Source organism: Sulfitobacter sp. UBA1132, assembly GCF_002311545.1.
Classification (GTDB): Bacteria; Pseudomonadota; Alphaproteobacteria; order Rhodobacterales; family Rhodobacteraceae; genus Sulfitobacter; species Sulfitobacter pontiacus.
In genome coordinates, this window is record NZ_DCAN01000017.1 from 44,084 (window position 1) to 64,239 (window position 20,156).

Sequence of the window (20,156 nt, forward strand, 5' to 3'; positions counted from 1 at the left end):
TGTGAGGCAACAAGACGATAGGGGCACCGTGACCAATACCGACTGGAATGCCGTAAACATCGTGAACCCGCAGGGGCAGGGGGGCTGGCTGCTGGTGTGTGAACACGCCTCGCGCCGGATACCCGATGCGTTGGACGGGTTGGGGTTGTCCCCTGCGGCAAGCTGTTCGCACGCCGCGTGGGACATCGGCGCGCTGGATGTGGCGCACGCGCTGTCAGATGCTCTGGACGCGCCTTTGGTGGCCGGTGACATCTCCCGTCTGGTCTATGATTGCAACCGCCCGCTTGCGGCCCCGGACTGTATTCCAGCGCGCAGCGAGATCTATGACATCCCCGGAAATGCCGCTTTGGACGATGCCGGACGACAGCAGCGTTTTGATCAGGTGCATACGCCATTTCACGATGCGGTCGCCCGTGTTCGCGAAAGCTGGCAGCCCGCCCAAGCCGCGCCGGTGCTGGTCACGATCCACAGCTTTACGCCTGTCTATAACGGGGCGACCCGCGCGGTTGAACTCGGCTTTCTCTATCACGCGCAGCCCGCCGCCGCGCAGGCCTTGCTGGCGGTTGAACAGGCGCGGGGGCGATATGCGTCGGCGTTGAACGAACCCTATGCCGCGACGGACGGGGTGACCTATACGCTTGAAAAACATGGCGAGGCGCAGGCGCTGCCCGCCGTGATGATCGAGATTCGCAATGATCTGATCGATACACCCGAAAAAGCGCAGGACATGGCGCGGCATCTGGCCGAAAGCCTGACCCAAGCCTTTCCCATCCCCGACAGCGAGGCCGCAGAATGAACGCGATGCGCAGATATATCCGGGTGGTCGACGGCTTTAACTATGGCCTTGGCCGGATCATGATGTACGGGATTTTTGTGCTCATGGGGATCCTGCTGTGGTCGTCCTATAACAAGACATTCGCCTCGCCGCAGATCTGGACGCTGGAAATGGCGCAGTTCGTGATGGTGGGCTATTACATCCTTGGCGGGCCTTATGCTTTGCAGATGGGCGCGAACGTGCGGATGGACCTGTTCTATGCCGAATTGACCCCGCGCAAGAAGGCCTGGACGGACTGTATCACCGTCTTTTTCCTGCTGATCTATCTGGTGATCCTGCTATGGGGCGGTATCGAATCCACGATGTATTCGTTCAAATACGGGGGGGAGCGCAGCCCGACCGCGTGGCGCCCCTATATGTGGCCGGTCAAAGTGACCATGTGCATCGGCATCACCCTGATGCTGCTTCAAGCTGTCTCTGAACTGTTCAAGGACATCCTTTTCCTCAAATCGGCAGAGGAGACCCGCGATGCCCTATGAGTTGATCGCCATCCTAATGTTTTCGACCATGATGCTGATGTTGCTGACGGGGCAGCGTGTGTTCGGGGCGATCGGCTTCGTCGCGGTGATGGCCGCCCTATTTTTGTGGGGCGACCGGGGCGGCTATGACATCGGGTTTTCTGCCGCAATCAAGCTGATGCGTTGGTATCCGCTGCTGACCCTGCCGATGTTCATCTTCATGGGGTACGTGCTGTCGGAAAGTAAAATTGCCGACGATCTATATAAAATGTTTCACGTGTGGATGGGCGGTTTGCGCGGCGGGCTGGCCATCGGGACGATCGGGCTGATGGTGCTGATCTCTGCTATGAACGGCCTGTCGGTGGCGGGCATGGCGATTGGGGCCACGATTGCGCTGCCCGAGCTTTTGAAACGCAATTATGACAAGCTGATGGTGACAGGGGTCATTCAGGCGGGGTCCAGCCTCGGCATCCTTGTGCCGCCGTCGGTCGTGCTGGTGCTGTATGCCATGATCGCGCGGCAACCTGTGGGGCAATTGTGGCTGGCTGGCGCGATCCCGGGGCTGATGATGGCCACGATGTTCATCATCTATATCGCCATCCGCTGCCGCCTGAACCCCGATCTGGGCCCCGCCCTTTCCGCCGAGGAACGTGATGTGGGCTGGCCCGAAAAGCTGCGCTTGCTGCGCGCGGGCCTGCTGCCGGTTGTGATCTTTGCCGTGATGATGGTGCCCTTTGTGAACGGCTGGACCTCGCTTGTCGAAAGCTCTGCCATTGGTGCGATTGCGGCCTTTCTGGCTGCGGTGCTCAAGGGGCGGATGACGCGGGCGGTGTTCGAGACTTCGGTGCGCCAGACCCTTGCGATCACGTGCATGTTCATGTGGATCATCCTCGCCGCGCTGGCCTTTGGTGCGGTGTTCGACGGGCTTGGGGCGGTCAAGGCGATTGAAAACCTGTTTACCGAACAATGGGGCCTGAACCCTTGGGTGATCCTGATCCTGATGCAGCTGTCGTTTCTGGTCATGGGGACGTTTCTGGACGACACGGCGATGCTGGTCATCGTGGCTCCGCTTTACGTGCCGCTGGTGGGTGCGCTCGGGTTCGATCTGGTGTGGTATGGTGTGCTTTATACGATCACCTGCCAGATCGCCTATATGACGCCGCCCTTTGGCTATAACCTGTTCCTGATGCGCGCCATGGCCCCGCCAGAGATCACGATCCGCGATATCTACCGGTCGATCATACCCTTTGTCGGGGTCATGGTGCTGGCGCTCGCGGTGGTCATGATCTTCCCGCAGATCGCGCTTTGGCTGCCGGACTATGTCTATGGAAAATAAGCATTAACAACCAAGCGGTCAGAGCAACTGGCCCTTTTCATCCCAACCCCAACAAGGAGTATGAGACATGACAACAAGACGTAAGTTCCTGAAAGGTGCCGCCGTTGCCGGTCCGGCAACCCTTGCCGCACCATCGATCCTGCACGCCCAAGAGCCGATCCGCTGGCGTTTCCAGACCTATGCGGGGTCTGCACTGGGCGAAGAGGTGACGAAACCCGCCATCGACGCGATCAACGCCGCTGCCCAAGGTGAGCTGGAAATCGAGCTGTTCTATGCCGACCAGATCGTCCCCACGGGCGAGCTTTTCCAAGCACTTCAACGCGGCACCATCGACGGCGTGCACTCGGATGATGACTCCATGGCGTCGCCCACGCCTGTGCGGTCCTTCGGCGGGTATTTCCCGTTGGCGACGAAACACGCGCTCGACGTGCCGGTGCTGTTCAACCAATACGGTCTGGGAGACATCTGGCGCGAGGAATACGCCAAGGTTGGCGTGCATTGGCTGTCTGCGGCGGGGCAAGACCCGTGTAACTTCAACACCGTCAAGCCGATCAAATCGCTGGCCGATATGGACGGGCTGAAGCTGTATACCTTCCCGACGGCGGGCCGCTTCCTGTCGCAATTCGGCGTCGTGCCGGTCAACATCCCTTACGAGGACGCTGAAGTCGCGGTGCAGACGGGCGAGCTGGACGGTATGGCGTGGTCGGGCATCACCGAAGACTACACCGTCGGCTGGGCCGATGTGACCAACTACTTCTGCACCAACAACATCTCGGGCGCATGGATCGGGTCGTTCTTTGTCAACGCCGAGAAATGGGCAGAGCTGCCGGATCACCTCAAGCAGATCGTGAACTCCGCGATCGAGGCGAGCCACACCTACCGCAACCAATGGTACTGGGGCGGCGAGGCGCGCCTGCGTGCATCGGGCGAGAAGCTGGAGCTGACATCCGTACCGCAGGATGAATGGAAAGTGGTCGAGGAAGCGGCGGTGAAATTCTGGGACGAGATGGCGGAAGAAGGCGAAACCGCCGCCAAGATCGTGCAGATTTTCCGCGACTATAACAACGTCATCTCGAAAGCGGGCCCGCCCTATACTTTCGGCTGATCCGGCTTTGACATCATGACCATCGGGGCGGCGCATCTGTGCCGCCCCCTCACATCAAAAGGGACGTTTGCAGATGGGCAACCTTACTTTCGACACGCTCAAGGACCTGGCCGCCAAAGGCGAGGTGGACACGGTGCTGGTGGCACTGGTGGACATGCAGGGCCGCCTGATGGGCAAGCGTTTTCACGTCACGAATTTCATCGATCATTCCCACGCGGAGACGCATTGCTGCAACTATCTGCTGGCAACCGATCTGGTAATGTCCACGCCCGAGGGCTTTGCCTCCACCAGCTGGGAAACCGGCTATGGCGACTATGTGCTGCGGCCTGATCTCTCGACCATGCGCCATGTGCCGTGGCTGGACAAAACCGTGCTCGTGCTTGGCGACGTGCTCGATCACCACACCCACGAACCTGTCTCCCATTCGCCGCGCGCCATGCTGAAAAAGCAGATCGCCCGTCTGGATGCGCTTGGTTTTGACGCGATGATGGCAACCGAGCTTGAGTTCTTTCTGTTCGAGGGCGACTACCGCACCTTGCAGAAAGAGAAATACGCCAACCTCGTGCCCCTGAACGGCCACAACGAAGACTACTGCCTGTTCCAGACCACGAAAGAGGAAAGCTTCCTTCAGCCACTGCGCAACCATCTTGTGGGGGCGGGGATTCCGGTAGAATGCACCAAGGGCGAGGCCGAGGTCGGCCAGCAAGAGCTTAACATCCGCTATGCCGACGCGCTGGCCTGTGCCGATCACCACACGATTTCGAAACAAGCGGTGAAAGAGATCGCCTATCAGCAGGGATTCTCGGCCTCCTTCCTGCCCAAGTGGTCGGCGGATAAGGTGGGGTCGTCCAGCCACGTGCATATGTCGCTGTGGAAAGACGGCACGCCTGCATTCTATGACAAGGACGCCAAGCTGGGCATGTCGCAGATGATGCAGCATTTCATGGCCGGTCTGATCGCCTATGCCCCTGATATTACGTATTTCTTCGCGCCCTATATTAACAGCTACAAGCGCTTTGCCAAAGGCACTTTTGCGCCTACGAAAACCGTCTGGTCTGTCGATAACCGCACCGCGGGCTTCCGGCTGTGTGGCGATGGCACCAAGGGGATTCGCGTTGAATGCCGCATCGGCGGGTCTGACCTGAACCCCTATCTGGCGCAGGCTGTGCTGCTTGCGGCAGGGCTGAAGGGGATCGAAGAAAAGCTGCCCCTGCAAGAGCCGACGATGGGCGATGTCTACGAAGACGCCAACGTCACCGAAATCCCCCGCACCCTGCGTGCCGCGACCCAAACGCTGCGCAACTCTGCCATGCTGCGCGAGGCCCTTGGCGACGACGTGGTTGACCACTACACCCGCGCAGCCGAATGGGAGCAGGAGGAATACGACAAGGTCGTGACCGACTGGGAAATCAACCGCGGATTTGAGCGAGCATAAGCCATGACAAACACTTTGAAATGTATCTCACCGATTGACGGATCGGTTTACCTTGAACGCCCTGTCCTGTCGCTGGATGCGGCACGCGATGTCTGCGCCCGCGCCAAGGCAGCACAAGGCGCATGGGCCGCGCGCCCCTTGGCCGAACGTGTCCAACTGGTGCGCGATGCCATTGCCGAGGTGGGCAAAACCACCGATCGTATGGCGCAGGAACTGGCGCATCAGATGGGCCGTCCCGTGCGCTATGGCGGCGAGTTCGGCGGCTTTGCCGAGCGCGGCAACTATATGGCCGACATCGCCGAAAAGGCGCTGGCCCCGACGATTGTCGAAGACAGCGACAAGGCCACCCGCAAGATCACCCGCGAGGCGCGCGGCGTTGTGCTGGTCGTGGCCCCGTGGAACTATCCCTATATGACGGCGATCAACACGGTCGCGCCAGCGCTGATCGCGGGGAATACCGTGGTGCTGAAACACGCCACCCAAACCCTGCAAGTGGGTGAACGTCTGGCCGAAGCTTTCCACGCCGCCGGCATCCCCGATGATGTGTTCCAGAACGTCTTTCTTGATCACGACACCACCTCGGCGCTGATCGCCGAACGGCAGTTCGGTTTCGTGAACTTCACCGGCTCGGTCGGGGGCGGCAAGGCGATGGAGATTGCAGCCGCAGGCACCTTCACCCCCGTCGCGACCGAACTGGGGGGTAAAGACCCCGGCTATGTGCGCGCCGACGCGGATGTTGACGCCGCCGTTGACGGGCTGATGGATGGGGCGATGTTCAACGCGGGGCAGTGCTGCTGCGGGATCGAACGGATTTATGTGCACGAAAGCCTGTATGATGCCTTTGTCGAAAAGGCTGTGGCTTGGGTCAATGCGCTCAAGCTTGGCAACCCGCTTGAGGCGGATACCGATATCGGCCCCATGGCAAACGTCCGTTTCGCCGCCGAGGTTCGCGCCCAGATATCCGAGGCCGTCGCCGCCGGCGCGACTGCGCTGATCGATACCTTTGAGGCGGATGACGGCGGCGCGTATCTCACGCCGCAGATTCTGACCAACGTCACCCACGACATGCGGGTAATGCGCGACGAGAGCTTTGGGCCTGTCGTGGGCATCATGCCCGTCAAGGACGACGCCGAAGCGATTGCGCTGATGAACGACTGCCAGTTCGGGCTGACCGCCGCGATCTTTACCAAGGATGCCGATGCTGCCGATGCGATCGGTGCGCAGCTGGAAACCGGCACCGTGTTCATGAACCGCTGCGATTACCTTGATCCAGCCCTTTGCTGGACCGGTTGCAAGGACACAGGGCAGGGCGCGGGCCTGTCCGAGCTTGGCTATCAGGCGCTCACGCGTCCCAAATCTTACCACCTGAAAAAGGCTTGATCCTTATGGCATTGCAAAACAACTGGTCCTACCCCACCGCCATCCGATTTGGTGCGGGCCGTATTTCTGAAATCGGAGAGGCCTGCGTGGCCACGGGGATGAAAAACCCCTTGCTGGTGACGGACAAGGGCCTTGCCTCGATGGAGATCACGACGCGCACGCTGGACCTGCTGGACGGCGCAGGCTTTGGCCGTGCGATGTTCTCGGAAGTGGACGCAAACCCGACCGAGCTGAACCTCGAGGCGGGGCTGAAGGTCTACCGCGAGGGCGGGCATGACGGTGTGATCGCCTTTGGCGGTGGTTCCGGCCTTGATCTGGGCAAGATGGTCGCCTTCATGGCGGGACAGTCGCGGCCTGTGTGGGATTACGAGGATGTGGGCGATTGGTGGACCCGCGCCGATTCCGACGCCATCGCGCCGATCATCGCCGTGCCCACCACGGCAGGCACCGGGTCCGAAGTGGGGCGCGCGTCGGTGCTGACCAACTCTGAAACCCATGTGAAAAAGATCATTTTCCACCCCAAAGTGCTGCCCAGCATCGTGATCTGCGATCCCGAGCTGACGGTGGGGATGCCCAAACATATCACGGCAGGCACCGGCCTTGATGCCTTTGCCCATTGCGTCGAGGCGTTTAGCAGCCCGCATTACCACCCCATGTCGCAGGGTATCGCGCTGGAGGGCATGCGGCTGGTCATCGACTATCTGCCGCGGGCCTATGCAGACGGCAACGACATTGAAGCGCGCGCGCAGCTGATGTCGGCGGCGGCGATGGGGGCGACGGCGTTCCAGAAGGGTCTGGGCGCGATCCACGCCATGAGCCACCCGATCGGCGCGGTGTTCAACACGCACCACGGGACCACCAATGCGGTCTGCATGCCCGCGGTGCTGGACCTGAACGAGCCTGAAATCCGCGAACGCTTTGACCGCGCGGCAGGGTATCTGGGGATCGACGGCGGCTATGACGGCTTCCGCGCCTTCGTGCAGGAGTTCAACGATAGCTTCGGTATCCCGCGCAAACTGTCGGAAATGGGCGTGAGCGCTGACCGGATCGACGATCTGGTCGCGATGGCGCTTGAAGACCCGTCTTGCGGTGGCAACCCTGTGACATTGACCACGGAAAACCTGCGCAAGCTGTTCGAGGCGACAATCTAAGCCTCTGCAGAGGACCCAAACGAAAACCACCCCCGACGGTCTGCGTCGGAGGTGGTCTGCCGCACCGGGGGGACGGGCGGTGGGGCCCGCCGCGTTGGGGAACGCGGTCGGGCAAATCCAGCAGGGAACGAGGTAAGCCCGCTGGAAGACGCTTACGCTTTTTGATCGGCCAATGTGCCGATGGTGACCGTCCGCGTGACCTCTTTGCCCTTGTGCAGGACCATGACCTCGGCTTTCGCTTCCGGGTCGGTTTCGGCCACAGCGCGGGTCAGATCGCGCAGTTCCTTGATCTCTGTGTCGTTGAACGACAGGATGATATCGCCTTTCTCAAGACCCGCTTTCTTGGCGGGGCTGTCATCGCCGATGGCTTCGATCACCGCCCCTTTCGGCGCGTCCAGCCCCAGCACTTGCGCGACCTCTGCCGTCATCGGGCGGATTTGTACGCCAAGCCAGCCGCGGGTGATCTCGCCGTCGTCGGACAGGTCGGCCACGATGGTTTGCACCAGATCGGACGGCACAGAAAAGCCGATGCCCACGGATCCGCCATCAGGTGACAGGATCGCGGTGTTCACGCCAATCACTTCGCCGGCGTTGTTGAACAGCGGCCCACCCGAGTTGCCACGGTTGATCGCCGCATCGGTCTGGATAAAGTCATCATAGGGGCCCGCGTTGATATTGCGCGACTTGGCCGAGATGATGCCAGTGGTGACCGTGCCACCCAGACCAAAGGGGTTGCCCATGGCGACCACCTCGTCGCCGACGCGCATGTCATCGGAAGACCCGAATTTCACCGCTGGAAGGTCCACATCCGCTTCAACCTTGAGCACGGCAATATCTGTCAGCACATCGCTGCCGACCACCTTGGCGTCAAAGCTGCGGCCATCGGCCAGCTTGACCTTGACCGTGTCAGCACCGGCGACAACGTGGTTGTTCGTCACGATCGATCCGTCCTTGGACACGATGAAGCCCGACCCAAGCCCGCGCATCGGCTGTGCGCCAGTCGGTCCTTGTGGCATCAGTTGTTCAAAACGTTTGCGCAGTTCCTCTGGCATGCCTTCGGGGAGTTGCACCTGCGCGCTGGCCTGCTTTGCCGTGCCGGTCACCTCGATGAATACAACAGCGGGTGAGATTTGTTCTACCAGATCGGCATAGCCGCCAGCGGGGACCGCCAGAGCCGCCGTCGGGGCAAGCGTCATGGCCGAGGTAGAGGCGAGGGCCGCTGCGAGCACAAAAGGTGCGGCGCGGCGGGGGGAGGAGAAAAGAGATGTCATGCGTGGTTCCTTCGTCTTCAGGGATGACACCCAAATGGCAGCCCATTCTAACAGCGGGTTTTTGCGGGCTATACAAATGTGTAAACTTGTCTCTCGCAGGTGGCAGCACGCCCTATATCAGGTATCGAAGGATCAAAGCCTCAATGGACCATTGTATATGAAACTGCTTGTCGTCGAAGATGATGCCACCACCGGAACCTATATTGCGCGGGGGTTGCGCGAAGAAGGGCATACCGTTGATCTTGTCGCCGAAGGGCGCGAGGGGCTGATACAGGCGACCTCGGGTGCTTACGACGTGCTGATCGTCGACCGGATGCTGCCAGAGATCGACGGGCTGACCCTGGTCAAGACCTTGCGTGGCGCGGGTAACCTGACGCCGGTGCTGTTTCTGACCGCCATGGGCAGCGTCGATGACCGTATCAGCGGATTGAACGCAGGCGGCGACGACTATCTTGTCAAACCCTTCGCCTTTGGCGAGCTTTCGGCGCGTGTCACCGCTCTCGCACGGCGCCCCCAAGCGATGGAGCAGGAAACCGTGCTGCGTGCAGGCGATCTTGAAATGCAACTGATCACCCGCAAGGTGACCCGCGCCGGACAGGAGATCGACCTGCTGCCTCGTGAATTCGCGCTGCTTGAACATCTGCTGCGTCGCAAGGGCAGGGTGCAGACCCGGACCATGTTGCTGGAAGCAGTCTGGGACATCAGCTTTGACCCGATGACCAACGTTGTCGAAACCCACATCAGCCGTTTGCGGGCCAAGGTGGACAAACCCTTTGACCGCGAGCTGATCCAGACCGTGCGCGGTGCCGGCTACCGGATCGACGGATGATTGCGCGTCTGGCGCAGCTTTGGCGGTCCATGCCGGTGCGGTTGGCGCTGCTGCTGGTCTTGCTGTTCTCGACCGTCAGTCTGATGGGGTTGGCGGCCAGCTATGCGGTGACGCAGAATTCATTTGAAACCGCGATCCGTGCGGATCTTGAACAGGATATCGCGGGATTTCGCGCGGCCCCCAATGCCCGCGCCGTGGCCCTGCTAGTGGACGCTGAATCGCGCGACGCCGATCCCAGCCGCGTTGTGCTTAGCTATATAACCCCGTCGGGGCGCATCTATGGCAACGGGGCCATCGCGCGGGATGACGAAGGCTATCATATCGTGTCGTTGGCCGAGGGGCGGGCCGAATATGACGGGGTCTACCTGTCGCTGACAACGCCGCTGTATGGCGGGCAGCTGACCGTCGCCCGTAGCCGTGCACAGATCGAAGGTCTGCGCACGGTGTTTCTCAATATCCTGCTGATCAGCCTGCTGCCCACGGTGCTGGTCGCCTTGTCGGGCGGGCTTTATCTGGCGCGGCGCAGCAAGCGGCATGTGGATGTCATCGGGCGCACGCTGGATGACCTGACGACCGGCGATCTTGCCGCGCGGGTGACCGTGTCGCCGGGATGGGCGGATGATCTGCAGCGTATCGGCAGCAAGGTGAACCAGATGGCAGGCGCACAAGAGGCGCAGACCCAGATGCTGCGGCAGGTATCGTCGGACATTGCCCATGACCTTAAAACGCCGATCCAGCGCGTCGCGGTGCATCTGGACGATCTGGCGCGCAGCCTGCCCGAAGACACCGACGAAGGCATCTTGCTGGCCAAGGCGCAGGAGGAGGTCGCGGGCATCGCTTCGGTCTTTCAATCGCTGCTACAGATCGCTTCGGTCGAGGCAGGGTCGCCCAAGACGCATTTCGCGTCTGTCGATCTGAACCAGCTTTGCGAGACCCTCAGCGAAGTGTACGAGCCCGCCGCCGCGGCCAAGCAGCAGCGGTTGCACAGCGTCGTGCCCGACGCGCAAATCACCGTCTCGGGCGATAAAAACCTGTTGGGACAGATGATGTCGAACCTGCTGGAAAACGCCATGCGCCACACGCCCGAGGGAAGCGAGATCACCCTGACGCTTTCCCGTGCGCAGGGGCGGCCTGTGATCGAGGTGGCCGACAATGGCCCCGGCATCCCCGAAGACGCGCGCGACAAAGTGCTGCGCCGCTTGTACCGATTGGATGCCAGCCGCCACACGCCGGGCAACGGGCTGGGGCTCAGCCTTGTGGAGGGGGTGGTAAAACTGCACGGCGGGCAGATCGCGCTGCTGGACAATGCGCCGGGGCTTCTTGTGCGGATCACCCTATAGCACGCCCGTCTTCTGCGGCGATTTGAGCATGTGACTTATGAGGGGTGCAGCGCTATCTAGGGTGTAAGGGCCGAAACCCGTTGTTTTTGGCCATTCACTACGAGGTACGACATGCTTGATGGGTTTTCCGCCGAGGTTCTGGCACGGGTCCAATTCGCCTTTACCGTTTCGTTTCACATTATCTTTCCGGCGTTCTCGATCGGGTTGGCCAGCTTTCTGGCGGTGGTGAATGCGCTTTGGCTTTGGACCAAGGACGAAACCTATCGGGTGCTTTTCGACTACTGGAAAAAGATCTTTGCCGTGGCCTTTGGCATGGGCGTCGTGTCGGGCATTGTGATGTCCTATCAATTCGGCACCAACTGGTCGGTCTTCTCTGACAAGGCGGGGCCGGTGGTCGGGCCGCTGATGGCCTATGAGGTGCTGTCGGCCTTCTTCCTCGAGGCCGGCTTTCTGGGCATCATGCTGTTTGGTCTGAAACGGGTCGGGCCGGGGCTGCATATGTTCGCAACGGCGATGGTTGCCTTTGGCACGTTGCTTTCGGCCACTTGGATCCTGTCGGTGAACAGCTGGATGCAGACCCCTGCGGGCTATGGCATTAACGACGTGGGGCAGTTCATTCCGCTGGATTGGTGGAAGATCGTCTTCAACCCGTCCTTCCCCTACCGCTTGCTGCATATGGTGCTGGCGGCTTATCTGACGACGGCGCTGGTTGTGGGCGCCGTGGGTGCGTGGCATTTGCTGAAGGACAATCAGGGGCCTGCATCGCGGCGCATGTTCTCTATGGCGATGTGGATGCTGCTACTTGTCACCCCCTTGCAGATCGCGGCAGGGGATTTCCACGGCATCAACACGCTAGAGCATCAGCCCGCCAAGGTCATGGCGATGGAAGGGCATTTCGACAGCCACCCCGACGGCGCGCCGCTGATCCTGTTCGGCATCCCCAATCAGGCAGAAAAACGGGTCGATTACGCCATCGAGGTGCCGAAACTGTCGTCGCTGATCCTCAAGCATGACCTGAACGCGCCGCTGGCCGGGCTGGACACGATCCCTGACGAGGACGAGCCGCCGGTTGCCATCGTCTTTTTCTCGTTCCGGGTGATGGTGGGGCTTGGATTTGCCATGCTGGGTTTTGGCCTTTGGGGCGGGATCGCGCGCTGGCGCGGGACGCTGCACAGCTCGCGCTGGTTGCATCGGGCGGCGATCGTCATGGGGCCGATGGGCTTTGTCGCCGTGTTGGCCGGTTGGATCACGACCGAGGTCGGACGTCAGCCCTTTACCGTCTACGGGCTGCTGCGCACCAGTGACAGCCTTGCCCCGGTCAGCGCGCCTGCGGTTGGTGCATCGTTGATCTCGTTCATCGTGGTCTATTTCTTCGTCTTCGGGGCGGGGGTTTTCTATATCCTCGGGCTGATGCGCAAACGCCCCCATGTGGGCGCGCAAGGAGAGATCACCGACGGCCCCGTCCGCGCGGCGGGGACGACTCCGGTGGCGCAGGACAAGACCCAAGACATAGCAGCGTCAGAGTAGGAGACAGCAGATGTTTGGATTAGAGCTTTCGTTTATCTGGGCCGGCATCATCGCGCTTGCGGTGCTGATCTATGTCATCCTCGACGGATTCGACCTTGGGGTCGGGCTGCTGTTCCCGTTGTCCAAGGACGAGGGCGAACGTGATGTGATGATGAACTCTGTCGCGCCGATCTGGGACGGCAATGAAACGTGGCTGGTTCTGGGTGGCGGCGGTTTGTTCGCCGTTTTCCCGCTGGCCTATGCCACGGTGATGCCCGCGCTTTATATGCCGATCATCCTGATGCTGCTGGGGCTGGTCTTTCGCGGCGTCGCTTTTGAATACCGCTGGCGCACGGTGCGGGGCAAACATCTGTGGGATATCTCGTTCTTCGGGGGCTCGCTGGTGGCCTCCATGTGTCAGGGGATCGCGCTTGGCGCGCTGGTGCAGGGGATCGAGATCGAGAACCGCGCCTATGCCGGCGGCTGGTGGGACTGGCTGACGCCCTTCTCTGTCCTGACCGGTTTCGCGGTGACCGTCGGCTATGCGATGCTGGGCGCGACTTGGCTGAACATGAAGCTCGAGGGCCGTATTCAGGCGCATATGCGGCGGCTGGCCTGGCCCTTTGCCATTGCGACACTGGTGTTCATGGGGCTCGTCAGCCTTTGGACGCCCTTCCTGAACGACGCTTTCTTTGGCCGCTGGTTCGCCTTTCCGACCGCGATCTTCAGCTTTCTGGTGCCTGCCTTGGTGGCCGCGGCCGTCTATGGGCTGTTCCACGGGCTGCAGCGCCATTGGGATGTGACGCCGTTCCTCTGCGCGCTGGCGCTGTTCGTGCTGGGCTTTATCGGGATCGGGATCAGCTTCTACCCCTATATCGTGCCTTCCTCGCTGACCATCGTCGAGGCCGCGGCACCTGACAGTAGCCTCAAGTTCGCCTTGGTCGGCACTTTGGTCCTGCTGCCGATGATCCTGTCTTACACGATCTATACCTACTGGGTGTTCCGCGGGAAGATCGACCCCGAAGAGGGCTACCACTGATGCGACGCAACTGGATGACACGCACCGGGTGGTTTGTCCTGATCTGGGTGCTGAGCGTCGCAGCGCTTGGGCTGGTGGCCTATGGGATCCGATTGATGATCATGCCCTGAGGGGGGCATGGCGGGGCCGGGCATCTGCCGTTGGGTAATTTCACAAGGGCCGGGGCAAGGGGGTTGCAAAGCCGCCAATGCTCTGGCCCTTTTGCGTGAAATAGCAAAAGGATCCCCCGATGCGCGCCATGCAAGTCACCGCCTATGACCAGCCCCTGTCCGAACAAGAGCTGGAAATGCCCGTCCCCGCCGCTGGCGAAGTGTTGATCAAGGTCGATGCCTGCGGGTTGAACTTTGGTGACCTGCTGATGATCAAGGGCACCTATCAGCAAAAGCCGGATCTGCCCTTCACGCTGGGGATGGAGCTTTCGGGCAGCGTCGCCGCCGTGGGGGAGGGCGTGACCGATCTGGCCGTTGGTCAACGGATCGCAGCCTATAGCGGTCTGCTGGGGCTGGCCGAATATGCCGCCATTCCCGCCAATGTCTGCGTGCCGATCCCCGACGATATGCCGGCCGAGGATGCCGCGGCCTTTCTTGTGGCCTATGGCACCAGTCATGTGGCGCTGGACTACAAGGCGCGGCTGCAACCGGGGGAACGTCTGCTGGTGCTGGGGGCCTCGGGCGGGGTCGGGCTGACCGCGGTGGAGCTGGGCAAGCTCATGGGGGCAGAGGTCATCGCCTGCGCCCGTGGTGCGGCCAAGCTAGAGATTTGCCGCGCTGCCGGGGCCGACCATCTGATCGATTCAGAAACCGATGACATCCGCGAGGTGGTGAAATCCTTGGGCGGGGCAGATGTGGTCTATGACCCGATCGGCGGCGACCAGTTCAAGGCGGCGCTACGGGCCTGCAACCCCGAGGCCCGCATCCTGCCGCTTGGGTTTGCCTCGGGCGAGGTGCCGCAGATCCCTGCCAATATCCTGCTGGTCAAGAACATTGACGTGCTGGGTTTTTTCTGGGGCGGCTACAAGAATTTCAAACCGCAGGTGCTGACAGACAGCTTCAAGGTGCTGATTGACTGGTATAGCGCGGGCAAGCTGAAACCCCATGTGAGCCACGTACTGCCGCTGGATCAAGCGAACGAAGCGCTGGATCTGCTGCGCACGCGCAAGGCGACGGGCAAGGTCATCGTACGGGTCAGCTAGGGTCTGCGTTTTATTGGCGATGTGGCGACTGTTGAGGTCTTTAGCGGCCCTATCGCAAAAGCTGGACCCGCGCGTTTGACCTTGGCGTCGCCAATTGATGTGCGCTAGGTTGTCGCAAAGCCATCAACGGAGAGCCCCCATGAAAATGTCAGAGACCCGCCAGATCGCAGCCAGCCCGGCAGAGGTATATGCCGCGCTGCTGGACCCTGACATGCTGATCAAATGCGTCCCCGGCGCGACCGAGGTGACCGGATCGCCGGAAGAAGGGTTCGAGGCGACCGTGGTGCAGAAGGTCGGCCCCGTCAAAGCCACGTTCAAGGGGCAGGTCACCATGACCGATATGGTGCCCGACCAGTCGATCAAGATCAGCGGCGAAGGCAAAGGCGGTGCTGCGGGCTTTGCCAAGGGCGAGGCGGACGTGACGCTGGCTGCTGTCGATGGCGGGACCGAGCTTTCCTATGACGTCGAGGCCAAGGTCGGCGGCAAGCTTGCACAGCTTGGCAGCCGGATCATCGACGGGTTTGCCAAAAAGATGGCGGACCAGTTCTTTAACAACCTGCAAGAAACGCTTGAGGGCCCAGCCGAGGATGCGCCGGCGGAAGCGGCAGAGGCAGCGGATGCACCAGCCGAGAAAAAGGGCTGGTTCGGCCGCAGCAAAAGCTGACGGGTAGGGCCTGTTCACTTTGGGATAATCAGTCTAGTTTCCGGCCAACAACACCGGAGACGCCCATGCCTGACATCGTAAAGATCACCGACCTGCGCAAGGCCTATGCAGATGGGTTCGAGGCGCTGAAAGGCGTGTCGCTGAACATCCAAGAGGGCGAAATCCTTGCCTTGCTTGGCCCTAATGGCGCAGGGAAAACAACACTTATTTCAACCATTTGCGGGATCACGACCGGCACAGGCGGTAGCGTCACTGTGGGCGGTTTCGACACGGTAAACGACTACCGTGGTGCGCGGTCGATGGTCGGGCTGGTACCGCAAGAGATTAACCTTGAACCCTTTGAAAAAGTCATCAGCACTGTGCGTTTCTCGCGCGGGTTGTTTGGGAAGCCCAAGGATGATGCAGCAGTTGAAAAGATCCTGCGGCAGCTATCGCTGTGGGACAAGAAAGACAGCCAGATCCGCGCCTTGTCGGGCGGGATGAAACGTCGTGTCTTGATCGCCAAGGCATTGGCACACGAGCCCCGCGTCCTGTTCCTGGATGAACCCACCGCCGGCGTCGACGTAGAGCTGCGCCGCGATATGTGGAATATCGTCGCGGACCTGAAGGCCAGTGGCGTGACCATCATCCTCACCACCCACTATATCGAGGAAGCCGAGGCGATTGCCGACCGGATCGGTGTGATCGCCCACGGCGAGCTCCTGCTGGTCGAGGATAAAGACACGTTGATGTCACGCATGGGGAAAAAGCAGTTGGTGGTGCAGCTGACCCAACCGATTGACGCGATCCCCGACAGTCTTGCTTCTGACGCGCTGACCCTGTCCGACGACGGGCACGCGTTGATCTATTCCTATGACACGCGGGCAGAGCGGACGGGCATCACCAAGCTCTTGTCCGATGTCGCGGCCGCGGGGCTTGTACTGTCTGATCTTGAGACGTCGCAAAGCAGTCTTGAGGATATTTTTGTCGATCTGGTCAAGGAGGACGCGGCATGAACTGGATCGCTGTCAAATCCATTTACACGTTTGAAATGGCGCGCTTCTTTCGCACCATCACGCAGAGTCTGATCTCTCCGGTGTTGTCGACATCGCTGTATTTCGTGGTGTTCGGCGCGGCGATCGGCAGCCGCATCCAAGAGGTCGAAGGCATCAGCTATGGCGCGTTTATCGTACCGGGGCTGATCATGCTGAGCGTGATCACGCAGTCGATCTCGAACGCGTCCTTTGGCATCTATTTCCCCAAGTTCATCGGCACCGTGTTCGAACTTTTATCCGCGCCGGTTAACTTTATCGAAATTGTCTGCGGCTATGTCGGGGCTGCGGCGACCAAGGCACTGTTTATCGGGGTGATCATCCTGCTCACGGCGTTCTTCTTTGTGGACATCACCATTCAGCATCCGATCTGGATGGTGGCCTTTCTGGTGCTGACCTGCATCAGCTTTTCGCTGATGGGCTTCATCATCGGGATTTGGGCGGGCAACTTTGAACAGTTGCAGCTTGTGCCGCTGTTGATTGTGACGCCCTTGGTCTTCCTTGGGGGATCGTTCTACTCGATCTCTATGCTGCCGCCGGTGTGGCAGGTGATTTCTCACTTTAACCCGGTGGTGTATCTGATCTCGGGCTTCCGCTGGGCCTTCTTCGGATCGGCGGATGTGCCGATTGTGACAAGCCTTTTGGCAATCGCGGGCTTTACGGCGCTGTGTCTTGCGGTGATCGGTTGGATTTTCCGTACCGGCTGGCGGATTAGGCAGTAAGTATCGGGTGCCTCCTTGTTTGCAGGTATGGTGCACTCTACATGGGAAGGTATGAGAAAATACCTTCCCTTTTTGGCCTCCCGTCCGACGGTTTCCGTGGTGCGACTGTCCGGCGTGATCGGGGGCCGCACCCGTGGTGGCCTGAACGACAGCGGCATTGGCCCCGCCATCGACAAAGCATTCAACCGCGGCAAACCCGCGGCTGTGGTTTTGGAAATCAGCAGTCCCGGCGGTAGCCCGGTGCAATCGTCGTTGATCGGCGCGCGCATCCGGCGTCTGGCTGAGGAAAAGAACATCCCCGTCATCGCCTTTGTCGAAGATGTCGCGGCCTCTGGCGGATATTGGCTGGCCGCGGCTGCGGATGAAATCTATGCCGATCCCAGTTCCGTTCTGGGGTCCATCGGTGTGATTTCGGCGTCTTTTGGTGCGGATGAATTTATCCAACGCCACGGGGTAGAGCGGCGGGTTTATACTGCGGGCCAGTCCAAATCCATGCTCGACCCGTTCCGCCCTGAAAAGCCCGAAGATGTCGCGCGGTTGAAGCAACTGCTGGAGGATATCCACGGGAACTTCATCGATCACGTCACATCACGCCGCGGGAGCAAGCTTTCCTCTGAAACTGACCTGTTCACCGGAGAGGTCTGGCTGGCGAAACGCGCCACCGAGCTGGGGCTGATCGACGGCATCGGCCACCTGCGCCCGATGATCAAGCAACGTTTTGGCGACAAGGTGAAGTTCAACCGCTACGGCACCAAAAAGGGGCTGCTGTCCCGTTTTGGTGCGCAGATCATCGGCGACGCGGTCGACAGTATTGAAGAGCGCGCGGCCTATGCGCGGTTCGGGCTCTGACGCATGGTCTTTAAGATTGTCTTATTGTTTCTGGTCGCCATGGGCACGCTCGCATGGTTTGGAAAGATGCACTGGCTGGGCGGTAAGCGCCTGAGCCAGAAGAAATGTAATAATTGTGGACGCTATCGCATTGGGAAATCTCCCTGCGGATGCGGGGGTAAACGCGGATGATTATGCCTTGGGTTCTAAGTGTTTTGGGGCTGGTGATTTTGTTGCTGGCCGGGGATGCGTTGGTTAAGGGGGCGGTCAACCTGTCCCTGCGCCTCGGCGTGCCCGCTTTGATCGTCAGCCTGACGATTGTGGCGTTCGGGACGTCTGCGCCCGAATTGCTGGTGTCGATCAAGGCGGTGCTGGACGATTCACCGGGGATCGCATTGGGCAATGTCGTGGGGTCGAACACCGCCAACATCCTGCTGGTGCTCGGGGTGCCCGCCTTGCTGGCGACGATGCACACGTCAGAGTGTAGCACGCGCAAGACGTTCAACATGATGATTGCCGCTTCGGTGTTGTTCATCGGGCTGGCGTATCGTGGCGTTTTCGATTTCTGGGCGGGTTTCGTGTTGCTGGGGGCCTTGGCCTATGTGCTGTACGACATGTACCGCGACGGCAAAGAGCATCGCCGCGAATGTAAAAACGCTGCCGCCGCTGACCTGGAAGAGCCCGAAGGGGCCGATCCCGATATGCCGGGCTGGCGCATTGCGGTATTCCTTGTGCTCGGGTTGGTGGGTTTACCCCTCGGGGCGGGGCTGCTGGTGGATAATGCGTCCATGATCGCGCGCGCCTACGGGGTGAGCGACACGGTCATCGGGCTGACGTTGGTGGCGATCGGAACCTCGATGCCCGAACTCGCCACAACTGTTATGGCTGCGCTGCGCCGTCAGGCTGATGTCGCCTTGGGTAACGTGATCGGGTCCAACCTGTTCAACCTGCTGGGCATTATCGGTATCGCGAGCCTTGTAGGGCCGATCCATGTTGATCCGGAATTCCTGCGGTTCGATCTGTGGGTCATGCTGGGGGCGTCGCTGCTGTTGATCCCCTTTGTGTATCTGGGGCGTGACATCAACCGCATCTGGGGCATCGTTCTATGTGCCGTCTATGCGGGCTATATGGCGGCTGTTCTGATCTAAGAGAGGTGCGGTATGAAACACGCGTTGGTAACCGGAGCCGGAGCCCGCTTGGGGCGTGCCATGGCGCTATATCTCGGGGATCGCGGGTATGACGTTGCGGTGCATTACAACAGCTCGTCCGACGGTGCCGACGAGGTTGTGTCCGAATTGAAGGCAAAGGGGCGGCGGGCTGTCGCCCTACAAACCGATCTCCTGGACGAGACCGCGACGCATGATCTGCTGCCACGCGCGGCAGGGGCACTTGGCGGGCCGATCACCTGCCTAGTGAACAACGCGTCGATTTTTGAATACGACAACATTTCTACCGCGACAGAGGAAAGCTGGAACCGCCATATCGGCAGCAACCTGCGGGCACCTTTCATTCTGACGCAGGCCATGGCCGCGCAAGGATTGGCTCCGGAGGCTGACGCACAGGACGAGCCCGTCGCCGTGGGGCTGATCATCAATATGCTGGACCAGCGTGTGCGCAAGCTCACGCCGGAGTTCATGACATATACTATCGGCAAAATGGGGTTGTGGGCGCTGACCCAGACATCTTCCCAAGCACTGGCGCCGGCGATACGGGTCAATGCAATCGGTCCGGGGCCGACCCTGAAGGGGGCCAAGCAGACCGACGAACACTTTGCGCGGCAGCGGTCCAAGGTGATTCTCGAACGGGGGGCGAATCCCCGCGATATTACCGCTGCATTGGGCTATTTCCTTGATGCGCCGTCGGTCACGGGGCAGTTGATCTGCACTGACGGGGGGCAGCACCTAGGCTGGAAAACCCCCGACGCGCAAGGCCTAGAATAGGCTTTCCACGCAAGTTGTGCACCGCGGTCACATCGGTAACAAAACCGTTACAAAAAGGGGCGTGTTTTCAGTGGGTTGGAAAGTGTTAATAAAA

General features: G+C 60.5%; 20 protein-coding genes. 19 read left to right on the forward strand and 1 reads right to left on the reverse strand.

Annotation, left to right across the window (positions count from 1 at the left end; all coding sequences use genetic code 11):
- The first annotated feature begins 28 nt into the window (after nucleotides 1-28).
- From B4F27_RS12900 to B4F27_RS12930, 7 genes are all read left to right on the forward strand, one after another.
- On the forward strand, nucleotides 29-796 hold the full coding sequence (locus B4F27_RS12900) for an N-formylglutamate amidohydrolase (protein WP_005849732.1): 768 nt from the start codon (nucleotides 29-31) through the stop codon (nucleotides 794-796).
- On the forward strand, nucleotides 793-1,314 hold the full coding sequence (locus B4F27_RS12905; RefSeq protein ID WP_005849730.1) for a TRAP transporter small permease subunit: 522 nt from the start codon (nucleotides 793-795) through the stop codon (nucleotides 1,312-1,314). Before B4F27_RS12900 ends, B4F27_RS12905 begins: the two co-directional genes overlap by 4 nt.
- Nucleotides 1,304-2,629 (forward strand): TRAP transporter large permease, encoded by a 1,326-nt coding sequence (locus B4F27_RS12910; protein WP_286759860.1) that lies wholly within the window; start codon nucleotides 1,304-1,306, stop codon nucleotides 2,627-2,629. The genes B4F27_RS12905 and B4F27_RS12910 overlap by 11 nt, the downstream gene beginning before the upstream one ends.
- 67 nt (nucleotides 2,630-2,696) lie before the next feature.
- Nucleotides 2,697-3,734 (forward strand): TRAP transporter substrate-binding protein, encoded by a 1,038-nt coding sequence (locus tag B4F27_RS12915; protein ID WP_286759861.1) that lies wholly within the window; start codon nucleotides 2,697-2,699, stop codon nucleotides 3,732-3,734.
- 73 nt (nucleotides 3,735-3,807) lie between these two features.
- Nucleotides 3,808-5,169, forward strand: a complete 1,362-nt coding sequence (locus B4F27_RS12920; protein WP_005849725.1) for a glutamine synthetase family protein — start codon at nucleotides 3,808-3,810, stop codon at nucleotides 5,167-5,169.
- 3 nt (nucleotides 5,170-5,172) lie between these two features.
- A complete protein-coding gene (locus B4F27_RS12925) occupies nucleotides 5,173-6,549 on the forward strand; it encodes an aldehyde dehydrogenase family protein (RefSeq protein ID WP_286759862.1) in 1,377 nt (458 codons plus the stop codon).
- Nucleotides 6,550-6,554: 5 nt separating this feature from the next.
- Nucleotides 6,555-7,700 carry an iron-containing alcohol dehydrogenase gene (locus B4F27_RS12930; RefSeq protein WP_074634756.1) on the forward strand — a complete coding sequence of 382 codons (1,146 nt, stop codon included), beginning with the start codon at nucleotides 6,555-6,557 and terminating at the stop codon, nucleotides 7,698-7,700.
- A gap of 152 nt (nucleotides 7,701-7,852) precedes the next feature.
- On the opposite strand, the gene B4F27_RS12935 is transcribed toward B4F27_RS12930, so the two are convergent.
- Nucleotides 7,853-8,971: a Do family serine endopeptidase gene (locus tag B4F27_RS12935; protein WP_286759863.1), complete on the reverse strand. Its 1,119-nt coding sequence runs from the start codon at nucleotides 8,969-8,971 to the stop codon at nucleotides 7,853-7,855.
- 157 nt (nucleotides 8,972-9,128) lie between these two features.
- Between B4F27_RS12935 and B4F27_RS12940 the strand changes: the two genes are divergently transcribed.
- The 12 genes from B4F27_RS12940 (at nucleotide 9,129) to B4F27_RS12995 (ending at nucleotide 20,062) form a co-directional block, all read left to right on the forward strand.
- Nucleotides 9,129-9,800 (forward strand): response regulator transcription factor, encoded by a 672-nt coding sequence (locus B4F27_RS12940; protein ID WP_005849717.1) that lies wholly within the window; start codon nucleotides 9,129-9,131, stop codon nucleotides 9,798-9,800.
- A complete protein-coding gene (locus B4F27_RS12945; RefSeq protein WP_286759864.1) occupies nucleotides 9,797-11,140 on the forward strand; it encodes a sensor histidine kinase in 1,344 nt (447 codons plus the stop codon). The genes B4F27_RS12940 and B4F27_RS12945 overlap by 4 nt, the downstream gene beginning before the upstream one ends.
- Before the next feature lie 111 nt (nucleotides 11,141-11,251).
- Nucleotides 11,252-12,667 carry a cytochrome ubiquinol oxidase subunit I gene (locus tag B4F27_RS12950; protein ID WP_074634753.1) on the forward strand — a complete coding sequence of 472 codons (1,416 nt, stop codon included), beginning with the start codon at nucleotides 11,252-11,254 and terminating at the stop codon, nucleotides 12,665-12,667.
- Nucleotides 12,668-12,677: 10 nt separating this feature from the next.
- Complete coding sequence (gene cydB, locus B4F27_RS12955) at nucleotides 12,678-13,685, forward strand: cytochrome d ubiquinol oxidase subunit II (protein ID WP_005849712.1); 1,008 nt, start codon at nucleotides 12,678-12,680, stop codon at nucleotides 13,683-13,685.
- Entirely contained in the window at nucleotides 13,685-13,795 is a 111-nt protein-coding gene (locus tag B4F27_RS12960) for a DUF2474 family protein (protein ID WP_005849709.1), read from the forward strand. Before cydB ends, B4F27_RS12960 begins: the two co-directional genes overlap by 1 nt.
- A 119-nt stretch (nucleotides 13,796-13,914) precedes the next feature.
- A complete protein-coding gene (locus B4F27_RS12965) occupies nucleotides 13,915-14,877 on the forward strand; it encodes an NADPH:quinone oxidoreductase family protein (protein WP_009825263.1) in 963 nt (320 codons plus the stop codon).
- Between the two features lie 139 nt (nucleotides 14,878-15,016).
- Nucleotides 15,017-15,541 (forward strand): CoxG family protein, encoded by a 525-nt coding sequence (locus B4F27_RS12970; protein ID WP_064215833.1) that lies wholly within the window; start codon nucleotides 15,017-15,019, stop codon nucleotides 15,539-15,541.
- A 65-nt stretch (nucleotides 15,542-15,606) separates the two neighbouring features.
- Nucleotides 15,607-16,536 (forward strand): ABC transporter ATP-binding protein, encoded by a 930-nt coding sequence (locus B4F27_RS12975; RefSeq protein WP_286759865.1) that lies wholly within the window; start codon nucleotides 15,607-15,609, stop codon nucleotides 16,534-16,536.
- A complete protein-coding gene (locus B4F27_RS12980) occupies nucleotides 16,533-17,294 on the forward strand; it encodes an ABC transporter permease (protein ID WP_005849702.1) in 762 nt (253 codons plus the stop codon). Before B4F27_RS12975 ends, B4F27_RS12980 begins: the two co-directional genes overlap by 4 nt.
- Before the next feature lie 51 nt (nucleotides 17,295-17,345).
- On the forward strand, nucleotides 17,346-18,143 hold the full coding sequence (locus B4F27_RS12985; protein WP_286759866.1) for a S49 family peptidase: 798 nt from the start codon (nucleotides 17,346-17,348) through the stop codon (nucleotides 18,141-18,143).
- Between the two features lie 173 nt (nucleotides 18,144-18,316).
- On the forward strand, nucleotides 18,317-19,270 hold the full coding sequence (locus B4F27_RS12990) for a calcium/sodium antiporter (protein ID WP_005849697.1): 954 nt from the start codon (nucleotides 18,317-18,319) through the stop codon (nucleotides 19,268-19,270).
- Between the two features lie 12 nt (nucleotides 19,271-19,282).
- Nucleotides 19,283-20,062: an SDR family oxidoreductase gene (locus tag B4F27_RS12995; RefSeq protein WP_286759867.1), complete on the forward strand. Its 780-nt coding sequence runs from the start codon at nucleotides 19,283-19,285 to the stop codon at nucleotides 20,060-20,062.
- The last annotated feature ends 94 nt before the right edge of the window (nucleotides 20,063-20,156 follow it).

Coding starts and splice junctions, on each gene's coding strand:
- B4F27_RS12905 (WP_005849730.1), top strand. CDS start 793: ATGAACGCGATGCGCAGATATATCCGGGTGGTCGACGGCTTTAACTAT.
- B4F27_RS12910 (WP_286759860.1), top strand. CDS start 1,304: ATGCCCTATGAGTTGATCGCCATCCTAATGTTTTCGACCATGATGCTG.
- B4F27_RS12915 (WP_286759861.1), top strand. CDS start 2,697: ATGACAACAAGACGTAAGTTCCTGAAAGGTGCCGCCGTTGCCGGTCCG.
- B4F27_RS12920 (WP_005849725.1), top strand. CDS start 3,808: ATGGGCAACCTTACTTTCGACACGCTCAAGGACCTGGCCGCCAAAGGC.
- B4F27_RS12925 (WP_286759862.1), top strand. CDS start 5,173: ATGACAAACACTTTGAAATGTATCTCACCGATTGACGGATCGGTTTAC.
- B4F27_RS12930 (WP_074634756.1), top strand. CDS start 6,555: ATGGCATTGCAAAACAACTGGTCCTACCCCACCGCCATCCGATTTGGT.
- B4F27_RS12935 (WP_286759863.1), bottom strand. CDS start 8,971: ATGACATCTCTTTTCTCCTCCCCCCGCCGCGCCGCACCTTTTGTGCTC.
- B4F27_RS12940 (WP_005849717.1), top strand. CDS start 9,129: ATGAAACTGCTTGTCGTCGAAGATGATGCCACCACCGGAACCTATATT.
- B4F27_RS12945 (WP_286759864.1), top strand. CDS start 9,797: ATGATTGCGCGTCTGGCGCAGCTTTGGCGGTCCATGCCGGTGCGGTTG.
- B4F27_RS12950 (WP_074634753.1), top strand. CDS start 11,252: ATGCTTGATGGGTTTTCCGCCGAGGTTCTGGCACGGGTCCAATTCGCC.
- cydB (WP_005849712.1), top strand. CDS start 12,678: ATGTTTGGATTAGAGCTTTCGTTTATCTGGGCCGGCATCATCGCGCTT.
- B4F27_RS12960 (WP_005849709.1), top strand. CDS start 13,685: ATGCGACGCAACTGGATGACACGCACCGGGTGGTTTGTCCTGATCTGG.
- B4F27_RS12965 (WP_009825263.1), top strand. CDS start 13,915: ATGCGCGCCATGCAAGTCACCGCCTATGACCAGCCCCTGTCCGAACAA.
- B4F27_RS12970 (WP_064215833.1), top strand. CDS start 15,017: ATGAAAATGTCAGAGACCCGCCAGATCGCAGCCAGCCCGGCAGAGGTA.
- B4F27_RS12975 (WP_286759865.1), top strand. CDS start 15,607: ATGCCTGACATCGTAAAGATCACCGACCTGCGCAAGGCCTATGCAGAT.
- B4F27_RS12980 (WP_005849702.1), top strand. CDS start 16,533: ATGAACTGGATCGCTGTCAAATCCATTTACACGTTTGAAATGGCGCGC.
- B4F27_RS12985 (WP_286759866.1), top strand. CDS start 17,346: ATGAGAAAATACCTTCCCTTTTTGGCCTCCCGTCCGACGGTTTCCGTG.
- B4F27_RS12990 (WP_005849697.1), top strand. CDS start 18,317: ATGCCTTGGGTTCTAAGTGTTTTGGGGCTGGTGATTTTGTTGCTGGCC.
- B4F27_RS12995 (WP_286759867.1), top strand. CDS start 19,283: ATGAAACACGCGTTGGTAACCGGAGCCGGAGCCCGCTTGGGGCGTGCC.